This window comes from Lentzea sp. HUAS12, assembly GCF_024125735.1.
GTDB classification, from domain to species: Bacteria; Actinomycetota; Actinomycetes; order Mycobacteriales; family Pseudonocardiaceae; genus Lentzea; species Lentzea albida.
This window is the reverse complement of sequence record NZ_CP099738.1, coordinates 1,407,085-1,429,828: the sequence shown is the minus strand read 5'-3', so window position 1 is coordinate 1,429,828 and position 22,744 is coordinate 1,407,085. Positions and strand designations below refer to the sequence as shown.

General features: G+C 71.3%; 17 protein-coding genes. 10 read left to right on the top strand and 7 right to left on the bottom strand.

All coding sequences use genetic code 11. The annotated features are described in order from the left end of the window. Positions 1–5 precede the first annotated feature (5 nt). Genes ND450_RS06325 through ND450_RS06305 form a run of 5 tightly spaced genes read right to left on the bottom strand, consistent with a single transcriptional unit; the run spans position 6 to position 5,620 of the window. Entirely contained in the window at positions 6–1,421 is a 1,416-nt protein-coding gene (locus tag ND450_RS06325; protein ID WP_253325215.1) for a type III PLP-dependent enzyme, read from the bottom strand. Further along, entirely contained in the window at positions 1,418–2,899 is a 1,482-nt protein-coding gene (locus tag ND450_RS06320) for a class I adenylate-forming enzyme family protein (protein ID WP_253325214.1), read from the bottom strand. Before ND450_RS06320 ends, ND450_RS06325 begins: the two co-directional genes overlap by 4 nt. Further along, positions 2,896–3,174 (bottom strand): acyl carrier protein, encoded by a 279-nt coding sequence (locus ND450_RS06315; protein ID WP_253325213.1) that lies wholly within the window; start codon positions 3,172–3,174, stop codon positions 2,896–2,898. Before ND450_RS06315 ends, ND450_RS06320 begins: the two co-directional genes overlap by 4 nt. Further along, positions 3,174–4,667: an amino acid adenylation domain-containing protein gene (locus ND450_RS06310; protein ID WP_253325212.1), complete on the bottom strand. Its 1,494-nt coding sequence runs from the start codon at positions 4,665–4,667 to the stop codon at positions 3,174–3,176. The genes ND450_RS06315 and ND450_RS06310 overlap by 1 nt, the downstream gene beginning before the upstream one ends. Next, complete coding sequence (locus tag ND450_RS06305) at positions 4,664–5,620, bottom strand: BtrH N-terminal domain-containing protein (protein ID WP_253325211.1); 957 nt, start codon at positions 5,618–5,620, stop codon at positions 4,664–4,666. The genes ND450_RS06310 and ND450_RS06305 overlap by 4 nt, the downstream gene beginning before the upstream one ends. A gap of 541 nt (positions 5,621–6,161) precedes the next feature. On the opposite strand from ND450_RS06305, the gene ND450_RS06300 reads away from it, so the two are divergent. The 8 genes from ND450_RS06300 to ND450_RS06265 all read left to right on the top strand — a co-directional run bounded on the left by ND450_RS06300 (position 6,162) and on the right by ND450_RS06265 (position 14,062). Beyond that, complete coding sequence (locus ND450_RS06300) at positions 6,162–7,463, top strand: glutamate-5-semialdehyde dehydrogenase (protein ID WP_253325210.1); 1,302 nt, start codon at positions 6,162–6,164, stop codon at positions 7,461–7,463. After that, positions 7,460–7,750 carry an acyl carrier protein gene (locus ND450_RS06295; RefSeq protein ID WP_089922614.1) on the top strand — a complete coding sequence of 97 codons (291 nt, stop codon included), beginning with the start codon at positions 7,460–7,462 and terminating at the stop codon, positions 7,748–7,750. Before ND450_RS06300 ends, ND450_RS06295 begins: the two co-directional genes overlap by 4 nt. Then, positions 7,747–8,730 (top strand): hypothetical protein, encoded by a 984-nt coding sequence (locus ND450_RS06290; RefSeq protein WP_253325209.1) that lies wholly within the window; start codon positions 7,747–7,749, stop codon positions 8,728–8,730. The genes ND450_RS06295 and ND450_RS06290 overlap by 4 nt, the downstream gene beginning before the upstream one ends. Further along, a complete protein-coding gene (locus ND450_RS06285) occupies positions 8,727–9,764 on the top strand; it encodes a saccharopine dehydrogenase (RefSeq protein ID WP_253325208.1) in 1,038 nt (345 codons plus the stop codon). The genes ND450_RS06290 and ND450_RS06285 overlap by 4 nt, the downstream gene beginning before the upstream one ends. Next, entirely contained in the window at positions 9,761–10,918 is a 1,158-nt protein-coding gene (locus ND450_RS06280) for a saccharopine dehydrogenase family protein (protein WP_253325207.1), read from the top strand. Before ND450_RS06285 ends, ND450_RS06280 begins: the two co-directional genes overlap by 4 nt. Before the next feature lie 138 nt (positions 10,919–11,056). After that, the gene (locus tag ND450_RS06275) at positions 11,057–11,416 is read left to right on the top strand and encodes a zf-TFIIB domain-containing protein (protein ID WP_256557548.1); all 360 of its coding nucleotides are present in this window, start codon (positions 11,057–11,059) and stop codon (positions 11,414–11,416) included. A 343-nt stretch (positions 11,417–11,759) separates the two neighbouring features. Further along, the gene (locus ND450_RS06270) at positions 11,760–13,295 is read left to right on the top strand and encodes an MFS transporter (protein WP_253325205.1); all 1,536 of its coding nucleotides are present in this window, start codon (positions 11,760–11,762) and stop codon (positions 13,293–13,295) included. Between the two features lie 137 nt (positions 13,296–13,432). Beyond that, positions 13,433–14,062, top strand: coding sequence for a TetR/AcrR family transcriptional regulator (locus tag ND450_RS06265; RefSeq protein WP_253325204.1), 630 nt, complete (start codon positions 13,433–13,435; stop codon positions 14,060–14,062). A 298-nt stretch (positions 14,063–14,360) separates the two neighbouring features. Here the strand turns inward: ND450_RS06265 and ND450_RS06260 are convergent, their stop codons facing one another. Further along, positions 14,361–16,916, bottom strand: a complete 2,556-nt coding sequence (locus ND450_RS06260) for a BTAD domain-containing putative transcriptional regulator (RefSeq protein ID WP_253325203.1) — start codon at positions 16,914–16,916, stop codon at positions 14,361–14,363. 40 nt (positions 16,917–16,956) lie between these two features. Continuing rightward, entirely contained in the window at positions 16,957–17,223 is a 267-nt protein-coding gene (locus tag ND450_RS06255; RefSeq protein ID WP_253325202.1) for a hypothetical protein, read from the bottom strand. Positions 17,224–17,901: 678 nt separating this feature from the next. Here ND450_RS06255 and ND450_RS06250 point away from each other — a divergent pair. Both ND450_RS06250 and ND450_RS06245 read left to right on the top strand, forming a co-directional pair. Continuing rightward, a complete protein-coding gene (locus tag ND450_RS06250; protein WP_253325201.1) occupies positions 17,902–20,886 on the top strand; it encodes a BTAD domain-containing putative transcriptional regulator in 2,985 nt (994 codons plus the stop codon). Positions 20,887–21,065: 179 nt separating this feature from the next. After that, the gene (locus ND450_RS06245) at positions 21,066–22,478 is read left to right on the top strand and encodes a class I adenylate-forming enzyme family protein (protein ID WP_253325200.1); all 1,413 of its coding nucleotides are present in this window, start codon (positions 21,066–21,068) and stop codon (positions 22,476–22,478) included. Positions 22,479–22,744 lie beyond the last annotated feature (266 nt).

Below are 22,744 nucleotides of genomic sequence, written 5' to 3'. Positions count from 1 at the left end.
TCCTTTCATCCACTGTGGACAGGGAGTTGCCCGGCACCGCGCACGAGACGCAGGCGTGACACGTCGAGCACGGAGTCGCCGCGCACCACCACTTCGGCGGGAGGTGTGTGGCCCAGGAAGCCGATCAGGCTCGCGGTGAGCCCGTAGGCACCGACGTTGGGCACGACGACGAGGTCGCCGGGCCGCACGGCGGGCATCCGCAGGCCGCGGCCGAGGGTGTCGAGCGGCGTGCAGAGCGGCCCGACCAGCGTCGCGGTCACCTCGCCCGGTTCCCGGCCGCCGACGGGCACGACGTCGGGCGCGAGCCGGGGCAGGCGGCGCAGGCCGGACATGCCGCCGAGGTGGTTGACGCCCGTGTCGAGCACGACGAACAGCTCTCCCTTGGAGCGCTTGACGTCCACGACGCGGGTGACCAGGACGCCGGAGTCGCCGACGAGATGACGTCCGGACTCGAACGCGATCCGCGGCGCGCCGTCGCGCCATCCGGGCAGCCGCCGGTCCAGCAGGGCGCTGAGCCGCGCGGCCAGCCCGGGGAACCGCGGTCGCACTCCCCGGTGCGCGTAGGGCGCCCCGAACCCGCCACCGAGGTCGACCTCCTCGAACCGCCCGAGCCGGCCTGCCAGGGAGGTGGCGAGGTCGACGGCCACCTCGAACTGGCGCAGCAGCGCGTCCTCGTCGACGAAGTTGCTGCCCATGTAGAGGTGCAGGCCGGTGACGGTCGCGGCGGCGTGGCCGAGGAACGACTCCGGGTCGGCGGCGACCCACGACGCGTCGGCGCCGAACTGGGAGGCCGTGCCGGTCATGGTGAGGCCGGTGCCCGCCACACCCTCGTCCGCGTTCACCCGCAACAGGCACTTCGCCTCGACACCGTGCCGCGCCGCGCTCTCGCCGACCGCGCGCAGGTCGGTGGGCGAGTCGACGGAGAACCGGGTCACGCCGAGGCCGAGTGCGTGCTCCAGCACCGCGGCGGACTTGCCGGGGCCGGTGAGCAGCACCTGGGCCGGTGGCACGCCCGCCTGCAAGGCCGCGTCGACCTCGCCGTCCGAGCTGACCTCGGCCCGGCACCCGAGGCGGGCCAGGGTGCCGACCACGGCGGGGTGCGGGTTGGCTTTGAGGGAGTAGTAGAGGACGGATGGGTGCGGCAGGGCTCGGCGCAGGTCGGTGTGTGCGGCCTCGACTGCGTCGAGGTCGTAGACGTAGGCGGGGGTGCCGGCCAGTTCCGCGATGCGTTCGGCCAGGGGTGTGGGGTGCGGGTCGGTGGAGGGGGCCGCTGGGGTGGGGGCGGCAGCCGCCACCGAGTCGGAGGCAGTGCCCGCGGCAGTCGCCCCCGGCTCGCCGGCCGCACCTGCGACCGTCCCCGCACCCGCGGCCGTCCCCGTACCCGCGGCCGTCCCCGCGCCCCCGGTCGTCACCGCGGTCATGACGCACCGCCCTGACCGGCGAGCAGCTCCGCCAGTCCCTTCTTGTCCACCTTGCCGTTGACGCTGAGCGGCAGGGCGTCGAGCACCACGACCTGGCTCGGCAGCTTCTGCTCCTCCAGGCGGACGCCCAGCTGTTCCACCACGTACGGCACGAGCAGGTCGCCCGCGACCGCCAGCCGTGCGCCGGAGGCCTCGTCCGGGGGCAGCAGTGCGGCGAGCTCCACCCCTGGCACGTCCAGCGCCGCCGCCTCGATCTCCAGACAGCTCATCCGGATACCGCGCTGCTTGTAGATGTCGTCGTCGCGGCCGACGAAGTAGAGGTGGCCGTCCTCGTCGAAGCGGCAGCGGTCGCCGGTGTGCAGCACCGGCTGGCCGAACGCGTCGCGGCGGAAGCGGCGGGCGGTCAGGTCCGGTGCGCGCCAGTAGCCCGCCATCACGTTGGGGCCGCGCACCACCAGTTCGCCGGTCTCGCCCGCGGGCAGGCGGCGGCCGTCCTCGTCGGCGGCGTAGGCCTCGGTGCCGGGCAGCGGCAGGCCGCAGGAGCCCGGGCGGGTCAGGTCGGCGTTCGGCTCGGCGATGGAGACGCGCTTGCACTCGGTCAGCCCGAACATCGCCACCACCTCGAGCCCCGGCACGGCCTCCCGCAGCCGCACGGACGCCGTGACCGGCAGCGCGGCGCCGGTGTTGGTGACCATGCGCAGCCGCTCGGGAGGACGTCCGGCCCGGCCCACGAGCCGGCCGAGGGTGGACGCGAGGCTCGGCACCAGTGGGAAGACCGTGGTGCCGTGCTCCGTCAACCGCCGCAGCAACGTGGGTCCGGCGTCGCCGTCGTCGCCGACCACCAGGCACGCCCCGGCCCGGCAGGACAGGAACATCTGGTACTGGCCGTAGTCGAAGGACAGCGGCAGGCAGCAGAACACCACGTCGTCGGCGCGATAGCCCAGGCGGGCGTTGATGGCGGACGCGGCGAACAGCACCTGGGCGTGGGTCGAGATGACCGCCTTCGGCATGGACGTGCTGCCCGACGTGTAGATGAGGGCCACCGGGTCGGTGGCCGCGCACGGCTCGCCGACAGGCAGGGATCCGGACGGGGTCGCGGGCAGCTCTGCCAGCCGGTGCACCGGTACGTCGACCGCCAGGCCCGCTGCCTCGTCGGTGGCCAGGACGAGCCGCGGTTCGCTGTCGCCGAGGATGTGGTCCAGGTGGTACGGGCGGATGCGGTCGCTGAGCACGACGTGCAGCGCGCCGAGGCGGGAGCAAGCGTGCACGAGTGCGGTCGTCTCCAACGCGTGTGGCGCGAGCAGCAGCACCCGGTCGCCGCGCACCACGCCCTTGTCCCGCAACCACTCGGCGTAGGCGACGGACCTCGTGCGCAGCTCGCGGTAGGTCCAGGTCCGCTCGCCGCGGCGGACGGCCGGGGCGTCGGGGGTGAGCTCGGCCCGCCGGTCGAGCAGGTGGTGCAGCAGGAAGGCCGTCATCGGATCGCCTCCGGGGTCGCGCCCGCGAAGGTGGTCGCGAGCAGGTCGGTCAGCGAGTCCAGCGAGTCGAACGCCTCGGGGACGATGAGGTCCGCGGGCACCTCGACGCCCAGGTCGGTCTCGAGCCTCTCCAGCACGGCGACGACCGCGATCGAGTCGAATCCGGGCAGGTCGAACAGCGAGTGCGCCGACCGCGGTGCGCCGGGCGCCGTGCCCAGGACCGCGGCCACCGCGTGCGCGGCCCGGTCGGCGAGTTCCTGTCGTGGGGGCCGCATCAGACTTCCTTCCCGATGGAGGTGACGAGGGCGGGCAGGTCGGCGCGGGCGACCTTGCCGGTGCTGGTGCGGGGCAGGTCCGGCACGACGTGCACGGCGCCGGGCACCATGTAGCCGGGCAGCCTGGCCCGGCAGTGCGCGAGGACGTCCGCGCCGGTGAGCACGCCGCGGCCGGGCCGGGGCACGACCAGGGCGTGCAGCCGGTGGGTCAGTTCGGGGTCCGGGACGGCGACCACCACGACCTCGGCGACGTCCGGGTGGGTGCCGGCCGCCGCCTCGACGTCGCCCAGCTCGACCCGGTAACCGCGCGTCTTGACCAGTCCGTCGCGGCGGCCCAGCAGGTGCAGCAGGCCGTCGGCGTCCCGGCGGGCGATGTCGCCGGTGCGGTAGCAGCGGCGCGGTCCGCCGGGGGTGGGCAGCTCCACGATCGCGGCGGCCGTCAGGTCGGGCCGGCCCAGGTAGCCGGGGGTGACGCAGTCGCCGGCCACCACGAGTTCGCCCTCGCCCGCGCCGTCGAACGACGCGGTGCCGTCCGCGGCCAGCAGGCCGATGAGGGTGCCGCCGACCGGGCGCCCGACGGGCACGCGGGTGTCGGGGCCGGGAGGGCCGTCCAGCACGTGGCTGGTGATGACGTTGGTCTCGATCGGACCGTAGAGGTTGGCCACCGCCGCCTGCGGAAGGGCGCGCATCAGCTCCGCGAGCGCGGCGGCGCGGAACTCCTCCCCCGCGTACAGGAGGCGCCGCAGGGCGGGCAGGCCGTCGGCGCGCACCGTCGAGCGCCGCAGCAACGCGGTCAGCGCCGACGGCACCGCGTACAGGTGGGTGATCGCGCGCTCGGCGAGAAATCGTTGCAGCGCTTGGGGGAACAACGCGTGCCGCTCCGGCACGGGGTGCACTTCCGCACCCGCGCCCAGCCCGACGTAGACGTCGTAGACCGGCAGGTCGAAGTGCAGCGGCGCGTGCACCGCGACCCGGTCGCCCGGTCCCAGCGGGAACGCGGACGCGGCCCAGTCGACGAACGCCGAGGCGTTGCGGTGCGTGATCACGACGCCCTTGGGCGTGCCGGTGGAGCCGGAGGTGTAGAGGACGTACGCCTCGTCGTCGGGGCGGAGGTCCGGGAAGGCGGCTGCCGGGGTGTCCGACGCGGTGACGACGGTGGGCACGCCCAGGTCGTCACCACCGATGGCGACGGCACAGGCCGAGTCGGTCACGACGAACCGCTGCCGCCGCACCGGCGCGGACGGGTCGACCGGCACGTAGGCGCACCCGGCCCGCAGGACGGCGAGCATCGCGAGCACCGTGCCCGGCTGCTTCGTGCTGACCACGGCGATCCGGTTGCCAGGACCGACCTGGCGCAGCAGTGCCGAGGCCAGGCCGTCGACAGCGGTCGCGAGCGCGCGGTACGACGTCGTCGCACCAGCGGCGTCCACTAGGGCGACGGCGTCGGGCGTGCGCCGGGCGGCGTCCAGGACTCGGTCGAGCACGGTGGTCATCCGGAGCTCCTCGTCGTCTCGAGCACCCAGCGGGCGACGGCGGTCTCCCGCTCGGCGGCGGTGCGGACGGCGTCGAGCACCGAGCGCGGCGCGGCCCGGCCGGCGTGGACGCGGCGCGTGGCCACGTAGGCCATCTCGGACGCCTTGCGCCACGCGGGAACCAGTTCGGACTCGAACCGGCCGGGCAGGTCCTGCAAGCCCATGCGCCGCAACTCCGCACGCACGTCGACCAGCCACAGCCGGTGCAGCGCCCGGTCCCTGGCGAGCAGCCAGACCTGCAGCGCCAGGTTCTCCACGGCCTCCCTGCCGAGCCCGGCGTGCCCGTCGAGCAGCCGGGCGAACGAGCCGTCGAGCCCGGCGGCCAGGATCCCCTCCGCGTTGGTGCGGACCTGGTGCGGCACGTCGACCGGCGCGGGCTCGCCCACCCGGTCGAGCACGGCCCACGACCCCTTGCCGAGGGCGAGCGCCACGTCCGCCAGACCGACCTTGACGCTCACCGGCACGGCCCTGCCGTAGGCGGTGGCGTTGTCGTACGGGTCGACGACGTGCAGCACGGGTTCTCTGGATCCCCCCAAGGGGTCGATGCCCTCGACGACGAACCCGTGCGCCATGTGCTCGTTGCGGTGGTAAGGCAGCCACGGCATGTGGAAGGCATCGCCGACGACCACCACGGCCCGTCCCGCGTGCAGTTCGGCGTGCCACGCCAGGACTGCCGCACCGACGTCACCGCCGATCTCCCGCCAGCGAGGTGTGAACCCGGTCCGCCTCGCGAGCCACGCGTCCTGGTCGAGGGGCGGCAGGTTCAGCCGCGGCGGTCCGCTCGAGTCCTCGATCAGGCAGAACTTCCAGCGGGACGCGAACGGTGTCCGGACGTCGTCCACCCCGGCCTGCGCCAGCAGCAGCGCGAGGTCGTCGGAGACGCAGTCCAGGAAAGGTGAGTCGACCCGGCTCACCAAAGCCGCGCACGGCGCGAAAGCGAGAGAGTGAACAAATGCGACCACGCAAGTCCCCCCTAGGACGAATAACCGTCTGAGTCACACGAACAACTGGAGAGGCGAACCGAATACGTGTACACACACGGGCAAACGCCTCAAACCAATTTCCCCAGACCGGACGTGCGGACCGCTCTCTGTTTGACGGCGCTCGTTCCGGGTCTCCCGGATTACCACTGAGAGCTCATTCGTACTGCCGCCACACGGCGCACGCAAGTACGGCAACAACCGGACAGACAGGTTTACCCGGCAAACAACACCTGCAGAGAGACGTGGTCGCGAACTTAAACTGTGCCGCTTGGCGCAACACGCCGACCGACTGGCCCAACCGGGCTGAGCCCAGGCGCACGAGCGGGCCCGCAGAATTGATCCGTAGGGGTCACAGTTCTTCTTCGTCCATTTCGGACGTTCGATTTCCGATCATTTTCTCCCACCGAGTTGTGACCCGTCCGCACTTCTGCTTCCGTGAGCGAAAGCCTTTCTCGCAGATCCGGATGGAGCCATGATCGAAACCATTGTGTCGAACGCGCGCCGGGCCGCCGGTGCCGCTCCGCCGGTGGGCGACCCGGCGTACACCGCCTTCGCCGGAGTGGTCCGGAGACGGCTGGTGGAGTGCTGGGAGGAGGTGGTGGCGGCCAACGAGGCGGACGTGCGCTCCGCGCGTGACGCGGGCCTGTCGCCCGCGATGGCCGGGCGGATGGGACTGACCGCCGCGCACCGCGACGCCCTGGTCGAGCTGACCCACCGCGTCCAGGAGGACCTGCCGGGGGTGACCGCGCCGGGACCGCGGGTGCGGGGTGCCGGGCGCAGCCGGGCCCGCACGGTCGCCAGGCCGCTGGGGGTGCTGCTGATGGTCTACGAGTCGCGGCCCATGGTGACGCTCGACAGCGCCGTGCTCGCGGTGTGCACGGGCAACGCCGTGCTGCTGCGCGGAGGCAGCGAGTGCCGCGGGTGCAACACCGTGCTCGCCGGCGTCATCGCGTCGGCGCTGCGGGAGTCCGGCCTGCCGGAGCACCTGGCCCAGGTGCTGCTGGACACCGACCGCGCCGGCCTGCGCGAGTTGATGAAGCGCGACGACGCGATCGACGTCCTGCTGCCCCGCGGCGGCGCGGGTCTCGTGTCGTACTGCCGCACCGCGTCCCGGATCCCGGTGATCGCGGGCGGCGCGGGGGTGAACCACCTGTACGCGCACTCCTCCGCCGACCCGGACGAGGCGGTCCGCCTCGTGCTGGACAGCAAGCTCCCCGATCCGGCCGGGTGCACCGCGCTCGAGATGCTGCTGCTCGACGAGGACCTGGCCGACGACTTCTTCACGGCGCTGAGCGGCCGGCTCGGCGAACCGGACGTGCGCGGGCTCGTCCTGCGAGCGCCCGCCGAGGTCGCGAAGCGCCTGCCGGAGGCGCTCACCGAAGCGCTGGAGGTCCGGGAACTGGCGGAGAACGACGACGGGAGGGAGTTCCTCGACACGACGCTCGGTGTTCGCGTGGTGTCCGATGTGGACGAAGCGGTGCGGCACGTGCGGCGGTTCGGCACGGGACACACGGAAGGTGTCGTGGCGCGCTCGGCCGAGGTGGTCGACCACTTCACCGCACGCGTCGACGCGGCCGCCGTCGTGGTCAACGGCTCGTTGCGGCTGCACGACGGACCCACGATGGGCACGGGTCCGGAGATGGCGATCAGCACCGGCCGGCTGCACGTGCGCGGCCCGGTCGGCCTGGCCGCCCTGCTCACCAGGAGCTGGGTGGTCGACGGCGGCGGGACCGTCCGGTTCCGCCGTGACGGCGCGGAAGGGGAGGACCGATGACAGAGGCGGGAACGAGCACGCGCGACGAGGTGAACGCGGCGGTGAAGCGGATGGTGGTCGCCGAGTCGCGGCTCACGATCGACCCGGCGACGGTGGGCGACACCGAGCCCTTGAACGGCGAGGTGCTGCGGGTGACCTCGGTCGGTTTCCTGTCCATGCTGATCCGGCTGGAGGACGAGCTCGGCGTGACGCTGCCGGACGACCTCTTCGCGGGCCGCAGCTTCCACACCGTGGCCGACCTGGTGGACGTGGTGACGCCCACCTGCACGGGTCAGAGGGCCGGATGAGCACCCCCACCGCTCCCGAGCAGGCCGGCACGCGAGCGTTGAGCTGCTACACCGCGAACCTCGCCCGCTACCTGCTGCGCGACGACCCGGACGCGCTCGACGCCCTCGCCCGCTCGGTGCGGCTCGCCGTGCGGGTGGACCCGGCAGGGGACGCGCTCGCGGTGTCCCACCACGCCGTGCCGCTGCACGAACTGCCGCGCGACGGGGTGCTGGCACACGCCTCCGCGGCGACCGGGGAGTCCGCACTGGCGGGCGTCGCCGAGGAGTTGGACCGGCACGGCCAGGTCCTCGTCGCCGCCTCCAGCGCCGCGTTGCCGTGGTCGGTCGCCCTTCCCGAGGACAGCGCACCGCACCTGCTGCTGGTGGACGACCGCCGATCCGGCCGGTGGCACGTCGTGGACGACTTCTCGGCCCTTCTCCCCGAAGGACGGCAAGAACCGTTCGAGGGGTGGCTGGAGGACGCCGCACTGCTCTCCGCGATGGCGCCGCCCGCCGCGCCGGAACCCGAGCACCGCGTGCGCGACGAGCACCTGTTCGGCGTGCCCGTGCCGCCACCGCCCGCCGACCGCCACCGGTGGTTCGTGCTCGGCTCTCCCCGACGCCGCTCCCCCGGGCTGACCGGCGACTGGCTGCGCGGGGCCGACGCGATCGGGGCGCTGAGCGAGTTCTGGAGCGGGGTGGGCGAGCACCCCGGCCGGGCGAGGTTCCTGGACGACGTGTGGGCCGCCTCCCAGCACCACACGTTCCGCTACGCGCGGCTGCTGCACACCCGGCAGCCGTCAGGCCAGGACGCCGAGACCTTCGTCGCCGCCTCCGCCGCCTGGCGCGACCTGCCGATGGCGCTGCACTTCGCGGTGCGGTCCGCCGAACGCGGCCGGTCGCGGCCGTCCGTCGTGAAGGCGACCTTCGACCACCTGCTCGCGGTGGAAACCGCTGCCCGGCGGGTGATCGGTCACTACGGCTACCTTTCCACGACATGACGGTCGAACTCTGGATGCGCAACGAGGTGCGGGCCACCGAGCGCCGCGCGCCGATCACGCCCGCCGACGCCGCCGCGCTGGTGCGGGACGGCTTCGCCGTGACCATCGAGGAGTCCGCGCAACGCGTGTACCCGATCGGCGACTACGCCGCCGCGGGCTGCTCCGTCGCCGAGGCGGGCAGCTGGGTCGACGCGCCGGAGGACGCGGTGGTCGTCGGCCTGAAAGAGCTGCCGGAGGAACCCTTCGCGCTGCGGCACCGGCACGTGTTCTTCGGCCACGCCTACAAGCAGCAGGAGGGCGCGGAACGGTTGCTGCGCCGGTTCGACGCGGGCGGCGGCGTGCTGCTCGACCTCGAGTACCTCACCGACGACTCGGGCCGGCGGCTGGCGGCGTTCGGCTACTGGGCGGGCTACGTGGGCGCGGCGCTCGCCGTGCTGCACCACCGCGGCGTGCTCGACGCGCCGCTTCAGCCCACGTCCGTGCCCGAACTGGACGCGCGGCTGGCAGGCGGCGACCCGTTCAGCGCGGTGGTGGTCGGCGCGCTCGGCCGGTGCGGGCGCGGCGCGGACCGGGCGCTGACCGCCGCGGGCGTCACTCCGACGCGCTGGGACCTAGCGGAGACCCGCGACCTCGACCGGCCCGCGCTGCTGCGGCACGAGGTCATGGTCAACGCGGTGCTCACGTCCGAGCCGGTGCCCCCGTTCCTGCGGCCCGCCGACCTCGACGAGCCGGGCCGGGCGCTGCGGACGGTGTGCGACGTGACCTGCGACGTCGGCTCGCCGTTCAACGTCCTGCCCGTCTACGACCGCACGACCACCTGGGACGAGCCGGTGCGGGCGCTGCGCGACGAGCCGCGGCTGGACCTCATCGCGATCGACAACCTCCCGTCGCTGGTACCGCTGGAGGCCACCGACGCGTTCTCCGCCGACCTGCTGCCGCTGCTGCGGGACCTGCCGCGGGCGACCTCGCCCTGGCAGCGCGGTGAAAAGCTGTTCCACGACACCGTCACGTCCCTCAAGGAGGCCTCCCGATGACCGATCTCGTCCCGCCCACCGGCCGGGTGCACTGGATCGGCACCGGCCTGTCGACCGGCAGCGGGCTGCGGGTGCTCGCCACGGCCCACGACGTCCTGCTCTGGGCGCGCACCGAGGAGAAGGCGGAGCTGTGCCTCACCCGGCTCGGCCTGACCGGACAGGTGGGCGTGCGGCGGTTCGGCCACGACGCGCTCGCCGCCGAACTGCGCGCGGGCGACGTGGTCGTGTCGATGCTGCCCGCACCCGAGCACCCGGCGCTGGTGCGGCTCTGCCTGGACCGCGGCGCGCACTTCGCGTGCTCCAGCTACACCTCCGACGAGCTCGTGGCACTCGGGCAGCAGGCCGCGGAACGCGGTGTGGTCGTGCTGACCGAGGCGGGCCTCGACCCCGGCATCGACCACCTCTACGCACACCTGCTCATCGAGCGCGCACGGGCGGAGTTCGGGGCGGACACCCCGGCCTCGGCGGTGTTCACCTCGTACTGCGGAGGCCTCCCGGCCGAGCCGAACGACTTCCGCTACCGCTTCAGCTGGGCGCCTCGCAGCGTCCTCACCGCGCTGCGCACGCCCGCCCGGTACGTGCGGGACGGGAGCGAGCACGTCGCCGACCGGCCCTGGGAGGCGACCACGTCGCAGGACGTCGGCGGCGAGACGTTCGAGGTGTACCCCAACCGCGACAGCGTGCCGTTCGTCGAGCAGTACCAGGTCCCCGGCACGTGGCGGCTGGAGACGTTCGTCCGGGGCACCGTGCGCCTGGCCGGCTGGCGCGAGGCGTGGTCCGAGGTGTTCGCGGTGGTGCGGGACGGCGACGACGACCAGGTCACCGCGCTCGCGGCCGAACTCGCCGAGAAGTACCCGATGAGGGAGCGGGACCTGGACCGCGTCGTCCTGTCCGTGGCCCTGTCCCTGGAAGGCGGGGAAGGGCGGCGGTGGTCGGGCGAGTACGTGCTCGACCTCGTGGGCGCCCCGGAGGAGACGGCGATGGCGCGGACGGTGTCCTTGACGCTGGCCTGCGGCGTCACCGACGTCCTGGAGCGCCGCACCGCGCCGGGCCTGCACCGGGCGACGGCCGGATCCGCCGCGCGCTGGCTCGGCTTCCTGGCCGAGCACGGTGTGCGGAGCGAACTGCGGGTGCCGGCACCGTCGAATCCCTGACGCGCCCGATGGCGGCATCCGCTTTCCCGGATGCCGCCATCACCGAATTGATGTCGGGTGGATGCGTGATTACCTGCCAGTTACCGCAACCACCGTTCGAGTGAGGTGCGTGCGCGCGAATCACTCTATCTTGGACATATGATCTGCCCGAAATGTCAACACGCGATGCACACCTACAACCAGAACGGGATACACCTCGAGCAGTGTGAGAACTGCCGGGGGATCTATCTCGACGCAGGTGAGTTGCAGCAGATCCTGCTGGCCGACCGCGCACAGCAGCAGTCCGCCCAGCTGCACCAGGCCCCACCTCCCCTGTCGGCGCCGCCGCCCTACCAGCCTGCGCCGATGCAGGCACCGCACCACCCGGCGCCGCCGCCCCGCAGCACCAGGAACGACGACGACTGGGACGACGACCTCTTCGGTCCCAGCAAGAACTCCCGCGGCAAGAAAAAGAAGAAAGAGGACCGCTGGGGTTTCCTCGACGACATCTTCGGATGATCCGACTCGCCAGAACCGAACTGCCGACGGTCCACGCGGGTGTTCCCATTCCCGCCAGTCGGGTAATGACCCCCGGCACGTGGCGACCGGGTGAAGTGATGCCACCGGACTGATCGAGGTCGCGACGCCGAGCGTGGCGCGACCCCGTTCCTCAGCTCCGGAGCGATCGTCACCGCAGCCCCCATGCACACCATCCGCGACGGACGACCGAGATCCGCGCTGGAGGAGGAATGTCCGAAGTGGCGATCGACTTCTTGACAAGCAGAGGCGACGTGGGCCTCGAGTCCGAGTACAGCGACCTCGTCCCGGCTCGCGCCGGGCGCCGCGCCGAAGCGGCCGTCGCATGAGCAGCCGGGTGACGGGCTACGCGACCATCGCCGTGGCGTGCCTCGCACAGCTCATCGTCACGGTGGACATGACCGTGCTGCACCTGGCGGCGCCCGCGTTGTCCGCCCAGCTCGACGCCTCCAGCGTGACGATGCTGTGGATCGTCGACATCTACGGGCTCACGATGGCAGGCCTCCTGGTCACCCTGGGCAACCTGGGCGACCGGCTGGGGCGGCGGCGCATGCTGGTGTGGGGGGTCAGCGCGTTCGCGGTGGCCTCCGTGCTGGCGGCCTACGCGCCGAACGTCGAGATGCTGATCGTCGCGCGAGCCCTGCTGGGCGTGGCCGGAGCGGCGATCCTGCCCGCGACCACGTCGTTGCTGCGGGTCGTCTTCACCACGCAGAAGGCCCGCACGGCCGCGGTGGGCGCCAGCGCCGGCTTCTCCGCGGCGGGCTTCGCGGTCGGGCCGATCGTCGGCGGACTGCTGCTGAACCAGTTCTGGTGGGGCTCGGTGTTCCTGGTGAACGTCCCGATCCTCCTGCTGGTCCTCGCCGCGGCGAGGTTCATCCCGGAATCACGTGCGCCGCAACGACTTCCGCTGGACCTGACCAGCGTGCTGCTGTCCGTCGTCGGCGTGGTCGCGGCGGTGTACACGATCAAGGCCGTCTTCTTCGTCGGCCTGTGGCACCTGGACGTGATGACCGCCCTGGTCCTCGGAGTTGTCGCGCTGGGCCTCTTCGCCCGGCGGCAGCGACGGCTGCCCGTTCCCCTGATCGACCTGAGGCTGTTCCAGAACCGGCAGTTCTCGACGTCCGTCGGGTCGAACCTGGTCGCGGTGTTCACCCTCTCCGCGTTCGGGCTGATCATCAGCCAGTACTTCCAGGTGGTGCGCGAGTGGACGCCGCTGAACGCCGGAATCGCCTACGTGCCAGGGGCTCTGGCGGCCGTGCTGGCGGGCGGGCTGCTCGCCGCGACGACGATCAACAGGATCGGCCGCGGGTTCGCGGTGGCGCTGGGGCTGGTTCTCGCCGCGATCGGCTTCGCCCTGCTCGCGAGCGTCGAGGCGCACTCGCCGTACGGACTGGTCGTCGTCGCGCAGATCGCGGTCGGCGCGGGCGCGGGCCTCACCCTGACCGTCACCAGTGACACGATCCTCGGCACCGTTCCCCGTGATCGCGCCGGCGCGGCCGCCGCGATCTCGGTGACGGCGTACGAGCTGGGCGGTTCGCTCGGCATCGCCATCATCGGAAGCGTCCTGTCCGGCATCTACCGAGCCAAGCTCGTCCTGCCCGACGGCCTCCCGCAGGGGGTCGTGGACCAGGTCCGCGGCTCGTTCAGCGCCGCCGTCGCCAACGGCCTGCCCGAGCCGGTCGCCACAGCCGTCCGCACCGCCGCCACCGAGGCGTACCTCAGCGGCATCCGGACGAGCATGGCCTTCAGCGCCGCCATCACGGTCGTCCTCGCCCTTGTCGTCGTAAAGTTCCTGCGCGGAGTCCCCAAGGTCATCGACCAGGAGCCGGTGCACGAGCCGGATGCCGCGCGCGGCGCCTGAGCGCCCCCTCCTCCGTCGCTGGTCCGGTCTCACCTGACGACGCCACCGTGCCCGAGGGTTCGGGTTGGCGGCGCGGGTGCAGACCGCCCCAGCGACGGATCACGCCGTTCGACAGCCCTGCACCGAAGAGGGAAACCGTGCCGAAGATCGTAGTGCCCTATGAGCGGCGGAAGGTCGTGAGCGACGCGGCGGTGCGCATCATGGCCCGGACGGGGATCGAGGGCGCGTCCCTGCGCAACCTCGCGACCGAGACCGGACTCTCCATCGGGGCCATCCGGCACTACTTCGAGAGCCACGACGAACTCATGGTCTCGACGATGCGCGAACTCGGCCGCCGGATCAGGCAGCGGGTGACCACCCGCTCGGACCGCCTCCTCACCGCCGACCTCACCAGCCCCGACGCCGTCGCGGACCTCGTGGCGGAACTGCTGGCGGAACTGCTCCCCCTCGGCCCGGCGCACAGGGAGGACATGGCCGCGTGGCTGGCCTTCGTCGCCGCCGCGCGGACCCAGCCGGCGTTCCAGCTCGTGGCGGAGGAACACCACGAGCACACGCTGCGCCTGATCGCCAGGATCCTCGAAGAGGCCACCGACCGCGGCGGCCTGCCCGCCGGACTGGACCTCGGGATCGAGTGCTTCCGGCTGAGCGCCCTGCTGGACGGGCTCACCCTGCAGGCGGTCCTGCGTCCGCAGGCCGCGACCTCGGGGCTGCTGATGGACGTTCTCCGGCGGAACGCGCGCTCTTTGGCTGCGCAGAGCGGTTCTTGAGCCTCGCCTGGTGGGGTGGGAGACGTGGGTTCGGGGCCGGGGGCTTCGGTGTGGCCGAGCCTGATGTGCGGAGCGGGCCGGGAGCTGGTCACCTCACGGCGCGACCGAGCCTGACGCAGGGAGCGGGCCGAGGAGATCGCCCAGCCGCCATCACCGGCGGTGGCCCCAGACGCCTATTTCCCAGACCAGCCAGCCACTCCAGACTTCGCCACAACAAGCTTCACCATCCCGCGCACAAAGCTGAACGCCGGGCCGCGGGGGGTGGGACGCGGTCCGGCGTTCAACGTTTCCTGCGGGGTCACCCCGCCCGGCGGCCGGTGAGGTCGAGGGCCGGCCGGCTGTTCCACGCCCGTGCCCGCTCGTGCTTCGACGCACGCTCGGCGCGCGGGATCTGCTCCGCGACGACGTCGCGCACGAGCAGGTGCCGGAACCCGTACTCGATCTCGCCGGTCTCGTTGTTGCGGCCGCGGCGGCGCAGGAAGTCGCGCTGCTCCAGCAGTTCCAGCACCTGGGCGACCTCGCGGGCGTCCCGCTGGCCCGTCGCGGCCACCGCGCCCGGTGACACGAGGTCGCCGGTCAGGGCCGCGTCCTGCAGCACCGCCTTCACCTCGGTCGGCAGCGCGTCGAGCTGCGCGGTCAGCACGCCGCGCACCGAGGGCGGTACCGGGAGCGAGGCGTCGTTCTGCAGGCACACCGTGCGCGCATCCGAGACCATGCCGGCGTATTCCGTGGCGAACAGCGGGTTGCCGCTGGCGTACGACACCAGCGCCTGCCACAGTTCGGGCGACAGGTCCCGCGCGTGCAGCAGCGAGTTCAGCAGCCTGCGGGTTCCGTTGTGGGACAACGGTTCCAGGCTGATCGTGGTCGCGTTGCGCTTGCCGCCGAACCACGACGGCCTGCGCTGCAGCAGTTCCGGCCGGGCGGTGACGATCACCAGCAACGGTACGGAACCGGCCTGCTCGCCCAGTTCCTCCACGAAGTCGAGCACCACGTCGTTCGCCCAGTGCACGTCTTCGAGCAGCACGATCAGCGGCTCGGACTCCGCGGCCTCCTCCAGGAACCTCCGCCAGGCCGGGAAGTCCGGCCGGACTCCGGCACCGGGTTCGGCGAGGCAGGCCAGGCTGCTGTGCAGCCGGTCCGCCAGTTCGCCGGCGCCGACCAGTTCCCCGAGGGCGGCGCGCAGGGTCGCGAAGGGCGCGAACCCGCTCACGACGTCGGCCAGCGGCCCGTAGCCGTGGTCGTCGCCGAAGGCCGTCGCGGTGCCGCGCAGGGCGGTCGTGCCGGAGGAGGCGACTTCGTCGACCAACCGCGTCTTGCCCATGCCGGCCTCGCCGAGCACGGTCACGAAGTGCGGGCGGCGGCGCGTGCGCACCTCGTCGAGAAGTCCTTGCAGCACCAGCAGTTCACGTTCGCGTTCCACGAACGGCACGGCGGCCTGCGAGCGGCGGTTCGCACCGCGCGGGGACTCGCACGAGATCGCCTGCCAGCCTCCGGTCGGGGCGCCGTCGGACTCCCAGATCACGGAGCTCGCGGCGTCACGGGTCGAGGTGCACGCCCGCACCGCGCCCAGCGGTGCCAGCGCCATCAGCTGACGGCACCGGTCGAGCAGGACTCCGCTGGCGGTCGGCGCGCTCGACGGGGACAGGCGCACGAGGGCGTCTCCGGTCGCCACGCCGACCTGCACCTCCGCGACGGCGTCCAGCCGGTCGCGGATGGCGATCGAGGCGCGCACGGCGCGATCGGCGTCGTCCTCGGCGGTCTTGGGCACGCCGAACAACGCGAGGAACACGGAGCCGACGCTGCCGCCGACGACACCGCCCAGCCGGGACACCTCCGCGGAGACGACGGAGGCGACCTCCTGGTGCACCGCGTCGACGTCCTCCGGATCGCCGTCACCGGCCGCGAGACCGAGCTGGGCGGACACCATCACGACGCTGACGAGCTTGCGCTCCACGACCGGGGCGTCCGGCGCCTCCGCGACGACGACCGGCGGAGCGGGCTGCACGACGGGCGGCGTGATGACGACGGGTGCGGGCGCGGAGGCCTGGTCGACGGCGAGCAGGTGCCTGCGTTGCACCGACGGCGGGAGGTCCAGCGTGGGCGCGTGGTCGAGGATCGCGCGCTCGAGCTCCTGCAGTTCGCGTCCTGGTTCGAGACCGAGTTCCTCGACGAGCGCCGTCCTGGTGCGGCGGTAGACGTTCAGCGCGTCCACCTGGCGGCCGCACCGGTACAGCGCGAGCATCAACTGGCCGCCCAGCCGCTCGCGATAGGGTTCGAGCTCGATCAACGACTCGAGCTCGCCGATGATCTCCGCGTGCCGGCCGCAGGCGAGCTCCGCCTCGAAGCAGTCCTCCTGCGCGGCCGGTCTCCAGTCCTTGGTGGCCGTGAGCTCCGGCCAGTTGATCCCGGTCTCCGCGAGGTCCGCGAGCACCGGTCCGCGCCACAGGCCCAGCGCGCTGCGGAGCACCTCGGCCGCGGCGGACCAGTTGCCCGCGGCGAGCTCACGCCGGCCCTGTTCGGTCAGCCGCTGGAAGTGGAACAGGTCGAGTGAGTCCTCGTCGACGCGCAGCAGGTAGCCCGGTGCGTGGGTCAGCAGCATTGGTGACCCATCGCGATCGCCCCCGTGGGCGGAGAGAACGCCTCGCAGCCCCGAAACGGCGTTCTGGAGCATCTTGCGCGCCGTGGGAGGGACGACGTCCCGCGGCCACATCGCCTGGAGCAGCTTGCTCGTCGCCACCACTCGGTTGGCCTGCAGCAGGAGGAAACCCAGAGCCGCGCGCTGCTTGAGGCCGCCCAACGGCACGGGCAGGTCGTCGTCGAGGACTTCCAATGAGCCCAGCAGGTGGAATCGCATGGTTCTGGCCTCCAGTGAGGGTTGTCCGGACGAGTAGAGGTCAGCCCCAGGGCGTGTCGCAGCGCGACGTGCGGCCGTCGATCGGGTGGACGGGCACCGGGTGCTTGCGGCCCCACGGGGTGTCGTCGGACGTCACCGAACCCCACGGGGTGTCACCGTCGGCGGCGATTCGTGTCGCGTGGGTGTCGCACCGGTGGCCTTTGCCCCAACGGCTGTCGTCGGCCTGCGCGGTGCCGGGGAGGAACGTCATCGTCAGGACCGCCGGGATGGCGGCCAGAACCAGGGCGGCAGTCTTCTTGCGGGTCATGTCGGCTTCCTCTTGCTCGATCGGACTTTGGCTCGAGTCGTGCTGAAGACACCTTCGAGCGGCGTCTGGGGAAGAAGTTAGGACTGCGGCCCATCGTCGTTCTATCGCGAATCCACCGCGTATCGATTGGTTGCGATGGTGGCGGCCGCGACCCGATGAGACGCGCAATGACTTACTCGCCAGTCAGTTACGGCCACCGCCACGCTGAGTGATCAAGAACCGGGAATTGTTGGTTGCGGTCCGCGCAATGATTAGCGCGCGTTTAGCGACCCGAACGAACGGATTTCCCCCTTACCGCCGACCAGGTTGAGCCGTTCGGACCAGCGCGACCGCCGTCACGCGGAGCACTGCAACGCTTGTCTCTCACAACGATATTTCGCGGGCGCGCGCGAGTTTATCCCCGTCGATGCCTTCGTGGTGGCGTTCCCCAAATGAGACGAGTATTGAGGAGGAGCATTGTCTTCGATCGTACAATGATGGACAAGAAGATCTTGACAGCTTTCGCCGCCAGAGCTAACTTTGCAGAGGTCACATGCTGAACATGAAGATGCTTCATGTTGAGATCAACGTTGAGTTAATATTGCGAAGCCGCTCTGCGAAATCCCGGTCGGCCCAACTGGACAAACGCGGAAGTCACCGATTCATTGCACCGGACATAGGCACGAGGGGTCGCCCATCATGAACCCCACCCCTGACGACGAACTGATTTTCAAGCTGCTCGGCATGATCGAGATCATCGGGACCCACGAACAGGTACCGGTGCCGCCGCGGCGTCAGAGGACCGTCCTGTGCGCGTTGCTGCTCGAGGCCAACCGCGTCGTCAGCATGGAGCAGCTGATCGACGTCGTCTGGGAGCACACCCCGCCGTCGACCGCGCGAGCGCAGATCCAGATCTGCGTGTCCGCGCTCCGGCGGGAGTTCGCCAGGGGCGGCGTCGACGCCCAGATCGAGACCCGCCAGCCCGGCTACCTGCTGCGAGTCGCCGCCGACAAGATCGACGTCTTCCTCTTCGAACGCCGCGTGGCCGCCGCCGACCTCGCCGTCCGCCAGGGCCGGCTCGAGGAGGCGGCGACCGTCCTGCGCTCGGCTCTCGCCCTGTGGCGCGGACCGGCACTGAGCGCGGCCGGTCCCGCACTGCAGAGCAAGGCGCTGCGACTGGACGAAAAGCGCCTGTCCGCGCTCGAGAACTGCATAGAGGCGGAACTGTCGCTCGGCCACCACCACGCTCTCATCGGTGAATTGCAGAGCGCGGTCACCGAGAATCCGTTGCGGGAACGCCTGCGCGGCCAGTTGATGCTCGCGCTCTACCGCTGCGGCAGGCAGCCCGAAGCACTCGACGTTTATCGCGCCGGTCGCGAGCTGTTCATCGAACGCCTGGGCCTCGAACCGAGCGACCAGCTGCGCAAGCTCGAGACGGCGATCCTCATCGAGGACGAGGTGCTGCGGCTCGACCAGGACGAGCCCGTGCCGGTCGTCGTGCAGAACGTCGTGTCACCGCACCAGCTCCCGGCCACGATCTCCGACTTCATCGGCCGCCAGGACGTGGTGGCGCGGGCCGAGAACGTGCTTTCCGGCGACCACATGACGATGCATGTGGTCAACATCTCAGGCAAGGCGGGCATCGGTAAGAGCGCTCTCGCGGTCCACGTGGCCCATCGCGTCGCCGCCGAGACCTATCCGGACGGCCAGCTGTACTGCGACCTGCGCGGCACGCACGCCCAACCCGCCACGCCGACGGAGGTCCTCGGCCGATTTCTCGCCGCCCTGGGTGTCGTGGGCTCCACGTTGCCCGACAGCGTCGACGAACGCGCGGACATGTACCGCAGCATGCTCGCGAACCGGCGCGTGCTGGTCGTTCTGGACGACGCGGGCAGCGAGTCGCAGGTGCTCCAACTGCTTCCGGGCTCGCCGACCTGTGGCGTCATGGTCACGAGCAGGACCCGGTTGACCGGTCTCGCCGGATCTCATTTGGTCGACGTCGACTGCATGGACTCCGGCGATTCCCGGGAACTCCTGGCGCGCATCATCGGCCGGCAGCGCCTGGAGAACGAACCGGCCGCCGTGGAAGCGTTGGTAGATGTCGTGGGAGGGCTCCCACTGGCGCTGCGCATCATCGGCGCCCGCCTCGCCGCGCGCCCGCACTGGACCCTCGCCTCGATGGTCGGGCGCCTCGCCGACGAACGCCACCGCCTCGACGAGCTCACGCACGGTGACATGGTCGTGCGCGCCAGCCTCTCGCTCACCTACGACGGTCTCGAGCACGACGCGCGCCAGATGATGCGGCTGATGTCCTTGCTCGAAGCGGACAGCCTGCCGGTCTGGACCGCCTCCGCCCTCACCGACGGCCGCGGCCGCAGCTTCGACCTGGTGGAACGGCTGGTCGACGCGCAGCTGCTGGACGTGGTGGGCAGCGACGTCACCGGCCTGCCGCGGTACCGCTTCCACGACCTGATCCGCCTGTTCGCCAAGGAGCAGGTGGCCGAGCACGAAACCCCGGCCGTACAACTGGAATCCGTGGAGCGGGTCGCCGGTGGCTGGCTCGCGATGGCGGAACAGGCACACCGCCGGCTCTACGGCGGCGACTTCACCTTGTTGCACGGCCGGGGAAAGCGATGGCAGCCGCACGCCCACTACCTCGACGTGGTGCTGCAGGACCCGCTGGGCTGGCTGGAGAGCGAGCATCCGAACCTCTGCGCGGCCGTCGTCCAGGCCGCCGACGCGGGCCTGGACGAGCTCTGCTGGGACCTGGCGATGACGCTGGTGACGTTGTTCGAGACGCGCAGCTGCTTCGACGACTGGCAGCACACCCACGAACGCGCCCTGGAGGCCGTGCGCGAGGCGGGCAACAAGCGCGGCACCGCGGCCCTGCTGTGCTCGCTCGGTTCGCTGCACCACAGCCAACGGCGCATGGACGCCTCGCGCGCCGCGCTGGAACCGGCACTGGACCTCTTCACCGAGCTCGACGACACCCAGGGACTCGCGCTGACGCGCCGCAACCTCGGACTGCTGGAGTACAACGAGGGACGCCCCGACGTCGCACTGCCGATCTTCGAGCAGTCCTTGATCGAGTTCAGACACGTGGGCGACGTCGTCGGCCAGGCCCACGTCATGTCCCAGCTCGCCCAGCTGTCGATCGACCGCGGCGAGCACGAACTGGCGATCGCTCAGCTCAGCGACGCCCTCGGCATGTGCCGGGAGATCTCCAGCCCGCGCGTGGAAGCCCAGGTGCTGCACCGCCTCGGCGGTGCGATGCTGGTGCAGGGCCGGTACGAGCAGGCGCAGCAGCTCATCACGTCGGTGCTCGCGATGGTGCAGCGCGCCGGTGACACGGTCGGCGAGAGCTACGCGCTCCACTCGCTCGGCCTGATCCACGGCCGCATGCGCATGTTCTCCGAAGCCGGGAGGCTGCTGCGGCGCGCGATCCGGCTGTGCGAGGAGAACCTCGACCGGGTCGGGGCCGCGCGGATCCAGCTCGACCTCGCCCAGCTCGTGTCGCGGCGCGGCGACACGTTCCACGCGATCGCCATAGTGGAGCAGGCGATGATGACGTTCCAGGCGCTGCGGCTCACGTTCTGGGAGAGCAAGGCGCTGGCCGTGATGGAGAAGATCACGGCGGACAACTGGCTCTCGGCCGCGGGCACGTCGAACGGCGGCGCGGTGTAGGTGGCCGGAGGCGGGGCGCCGCCGCCGGCCGGACACGCCGGGGACGACCTCCAATCCTTCCGCGACACCCGCTGTCCAGGAATTCGCAGCACACTCCTGCAATTACCGGACAGTGGGCGTGAAGTGGGGTTTCGTGAAATACCCTGTTTCGCAATAGTCGTTCGGGAGGAGTTGTTCCGATGTCGGCAAAATTGTTCGCCCCGGATGTCACTTTCACCTTTGACGAGCTCGAGCAGCGCGCCCTCGGCGCCGCTGACGTGCTGCGCGACCTGGGGCTGGGCCTCGGCGACCGCGTGCTGCTGAAGGTCGACAATTCCGTTTCCTACCTCAGCACGCTTTTCGCGCTGATGCACGTGGGCGCATCGGTGGTGCTCGTCGACCACCAGCAGAAGGCCGACGACACGGCACAGGCCTGCGCTCTTTCTTCGGTGAAAATGGTCATCGTCGACGACGACGCCCCCATTTCGAAGGAACAGGAGACCGTCCACTGCTACGAGCTGGCGGTCGGCGCGTGCGGTCGTGAGCCGGCCGACTCGGCGCTCGACTTCTCGGCGTGGTGCGAGCTGCCGGACAGCATCATCATGTGGTCCTCCGGCTCGACCGGCGAACCGAAGGGCGTGGTCAAGAACGGCGGCCGGTTCCTCAAGAACCTGCGGCGCAACGCGGACCTCGTCGGGCACCGGTCCGACGACGTCCTGCTCCCGTTGCTGCCGTTCAACCACCAGTACGGGATCTCGATGATCCTCATCGCGTGGCTCGTGCGGTGCTCCCTGGTCATCGCCCCGTACCGCAGGCTGGACCGCGCGCTGCAGCTCGCCGGGATGGCGGGGACGACCGTGGTCGACGCGACGCCCGCCACCTACAAGAGCATCCTGAACATCGTCGACAGGCGCAGGGCGGCCGTCGGCCTCTTCGGCGAGGTCCGCATGCTGTGCAGCGGCGCCGCACCGCTCGACCCGGCCCTGTCCAGGCGGGCGGTCGAGGTGTACGGCCTGCCGCTGCTCGACTCCTACGGCAGCACCGAGATGGGCAACGTCGCGTTCGCGACGCCGGACAACCCGGTGGGCACGGGACGCCCGGTCGAGGGCATCTCCGTGCGCATCCGCGGGGAAGACGGCGCGGAGCTCCCCGCGGGCGAGATCGGGGAGATCGAGGTGCTCGACCCGGACCTCATGGAGGGCTACCTCGGCCCGGACGGCACGGTGACGCCGGTCGACCGGGACTGGTACGCCACCAACGACTTCGGCTACCTCGACGCCGACGGCAACCTGTTCATCGCCGGCCGCAAGACGGCCGTGCACCGCAACGGGTACACGCTGCACCCGGAGATCATCGAACGCACGCTCGCCGAACACGGCTGCACCACCATGATCGTGGCGTTGCCGTGCGACCGGCGCGGCTCGACGCTGGTGTTCTACGTCGAGGACGAGCAGAACGGCGACCCGGCTCGCTGGCGCGAGCTCATCAACGGCGTTCTGCCGAAGTACGAGCAGCCCAACCGGGTGAGCGTGGTCGACCGGTTCCCGTTGAACCGCAACGGCAAGCCGGACCGCAAGGAGCTGGAACGGCGGGCGCTGTCGGAAGGCCTGTAGGACTGCGCGGAGGTCCATGGACCGCCCGGCGGAAGTGCGCTCGCCGAGCGCATCGGAAATGCACGGCCGCACCGCACCGGTGTGCCAGAAAAAGCGAACTCCTCCACTCCGCACGAGACGGGAAGCGCGCCGGGCACTGAAGCGGGCCCGCTTTCCGTTCAGAACTTTACGACCAATCGAGGAATCACCCGAAGAACGCCGAGGCCGCGGTTACCACCGCCGGACCTCGGCGTGTTCCGTCGCAGGTAGCAGAGAATTCTCCCTCG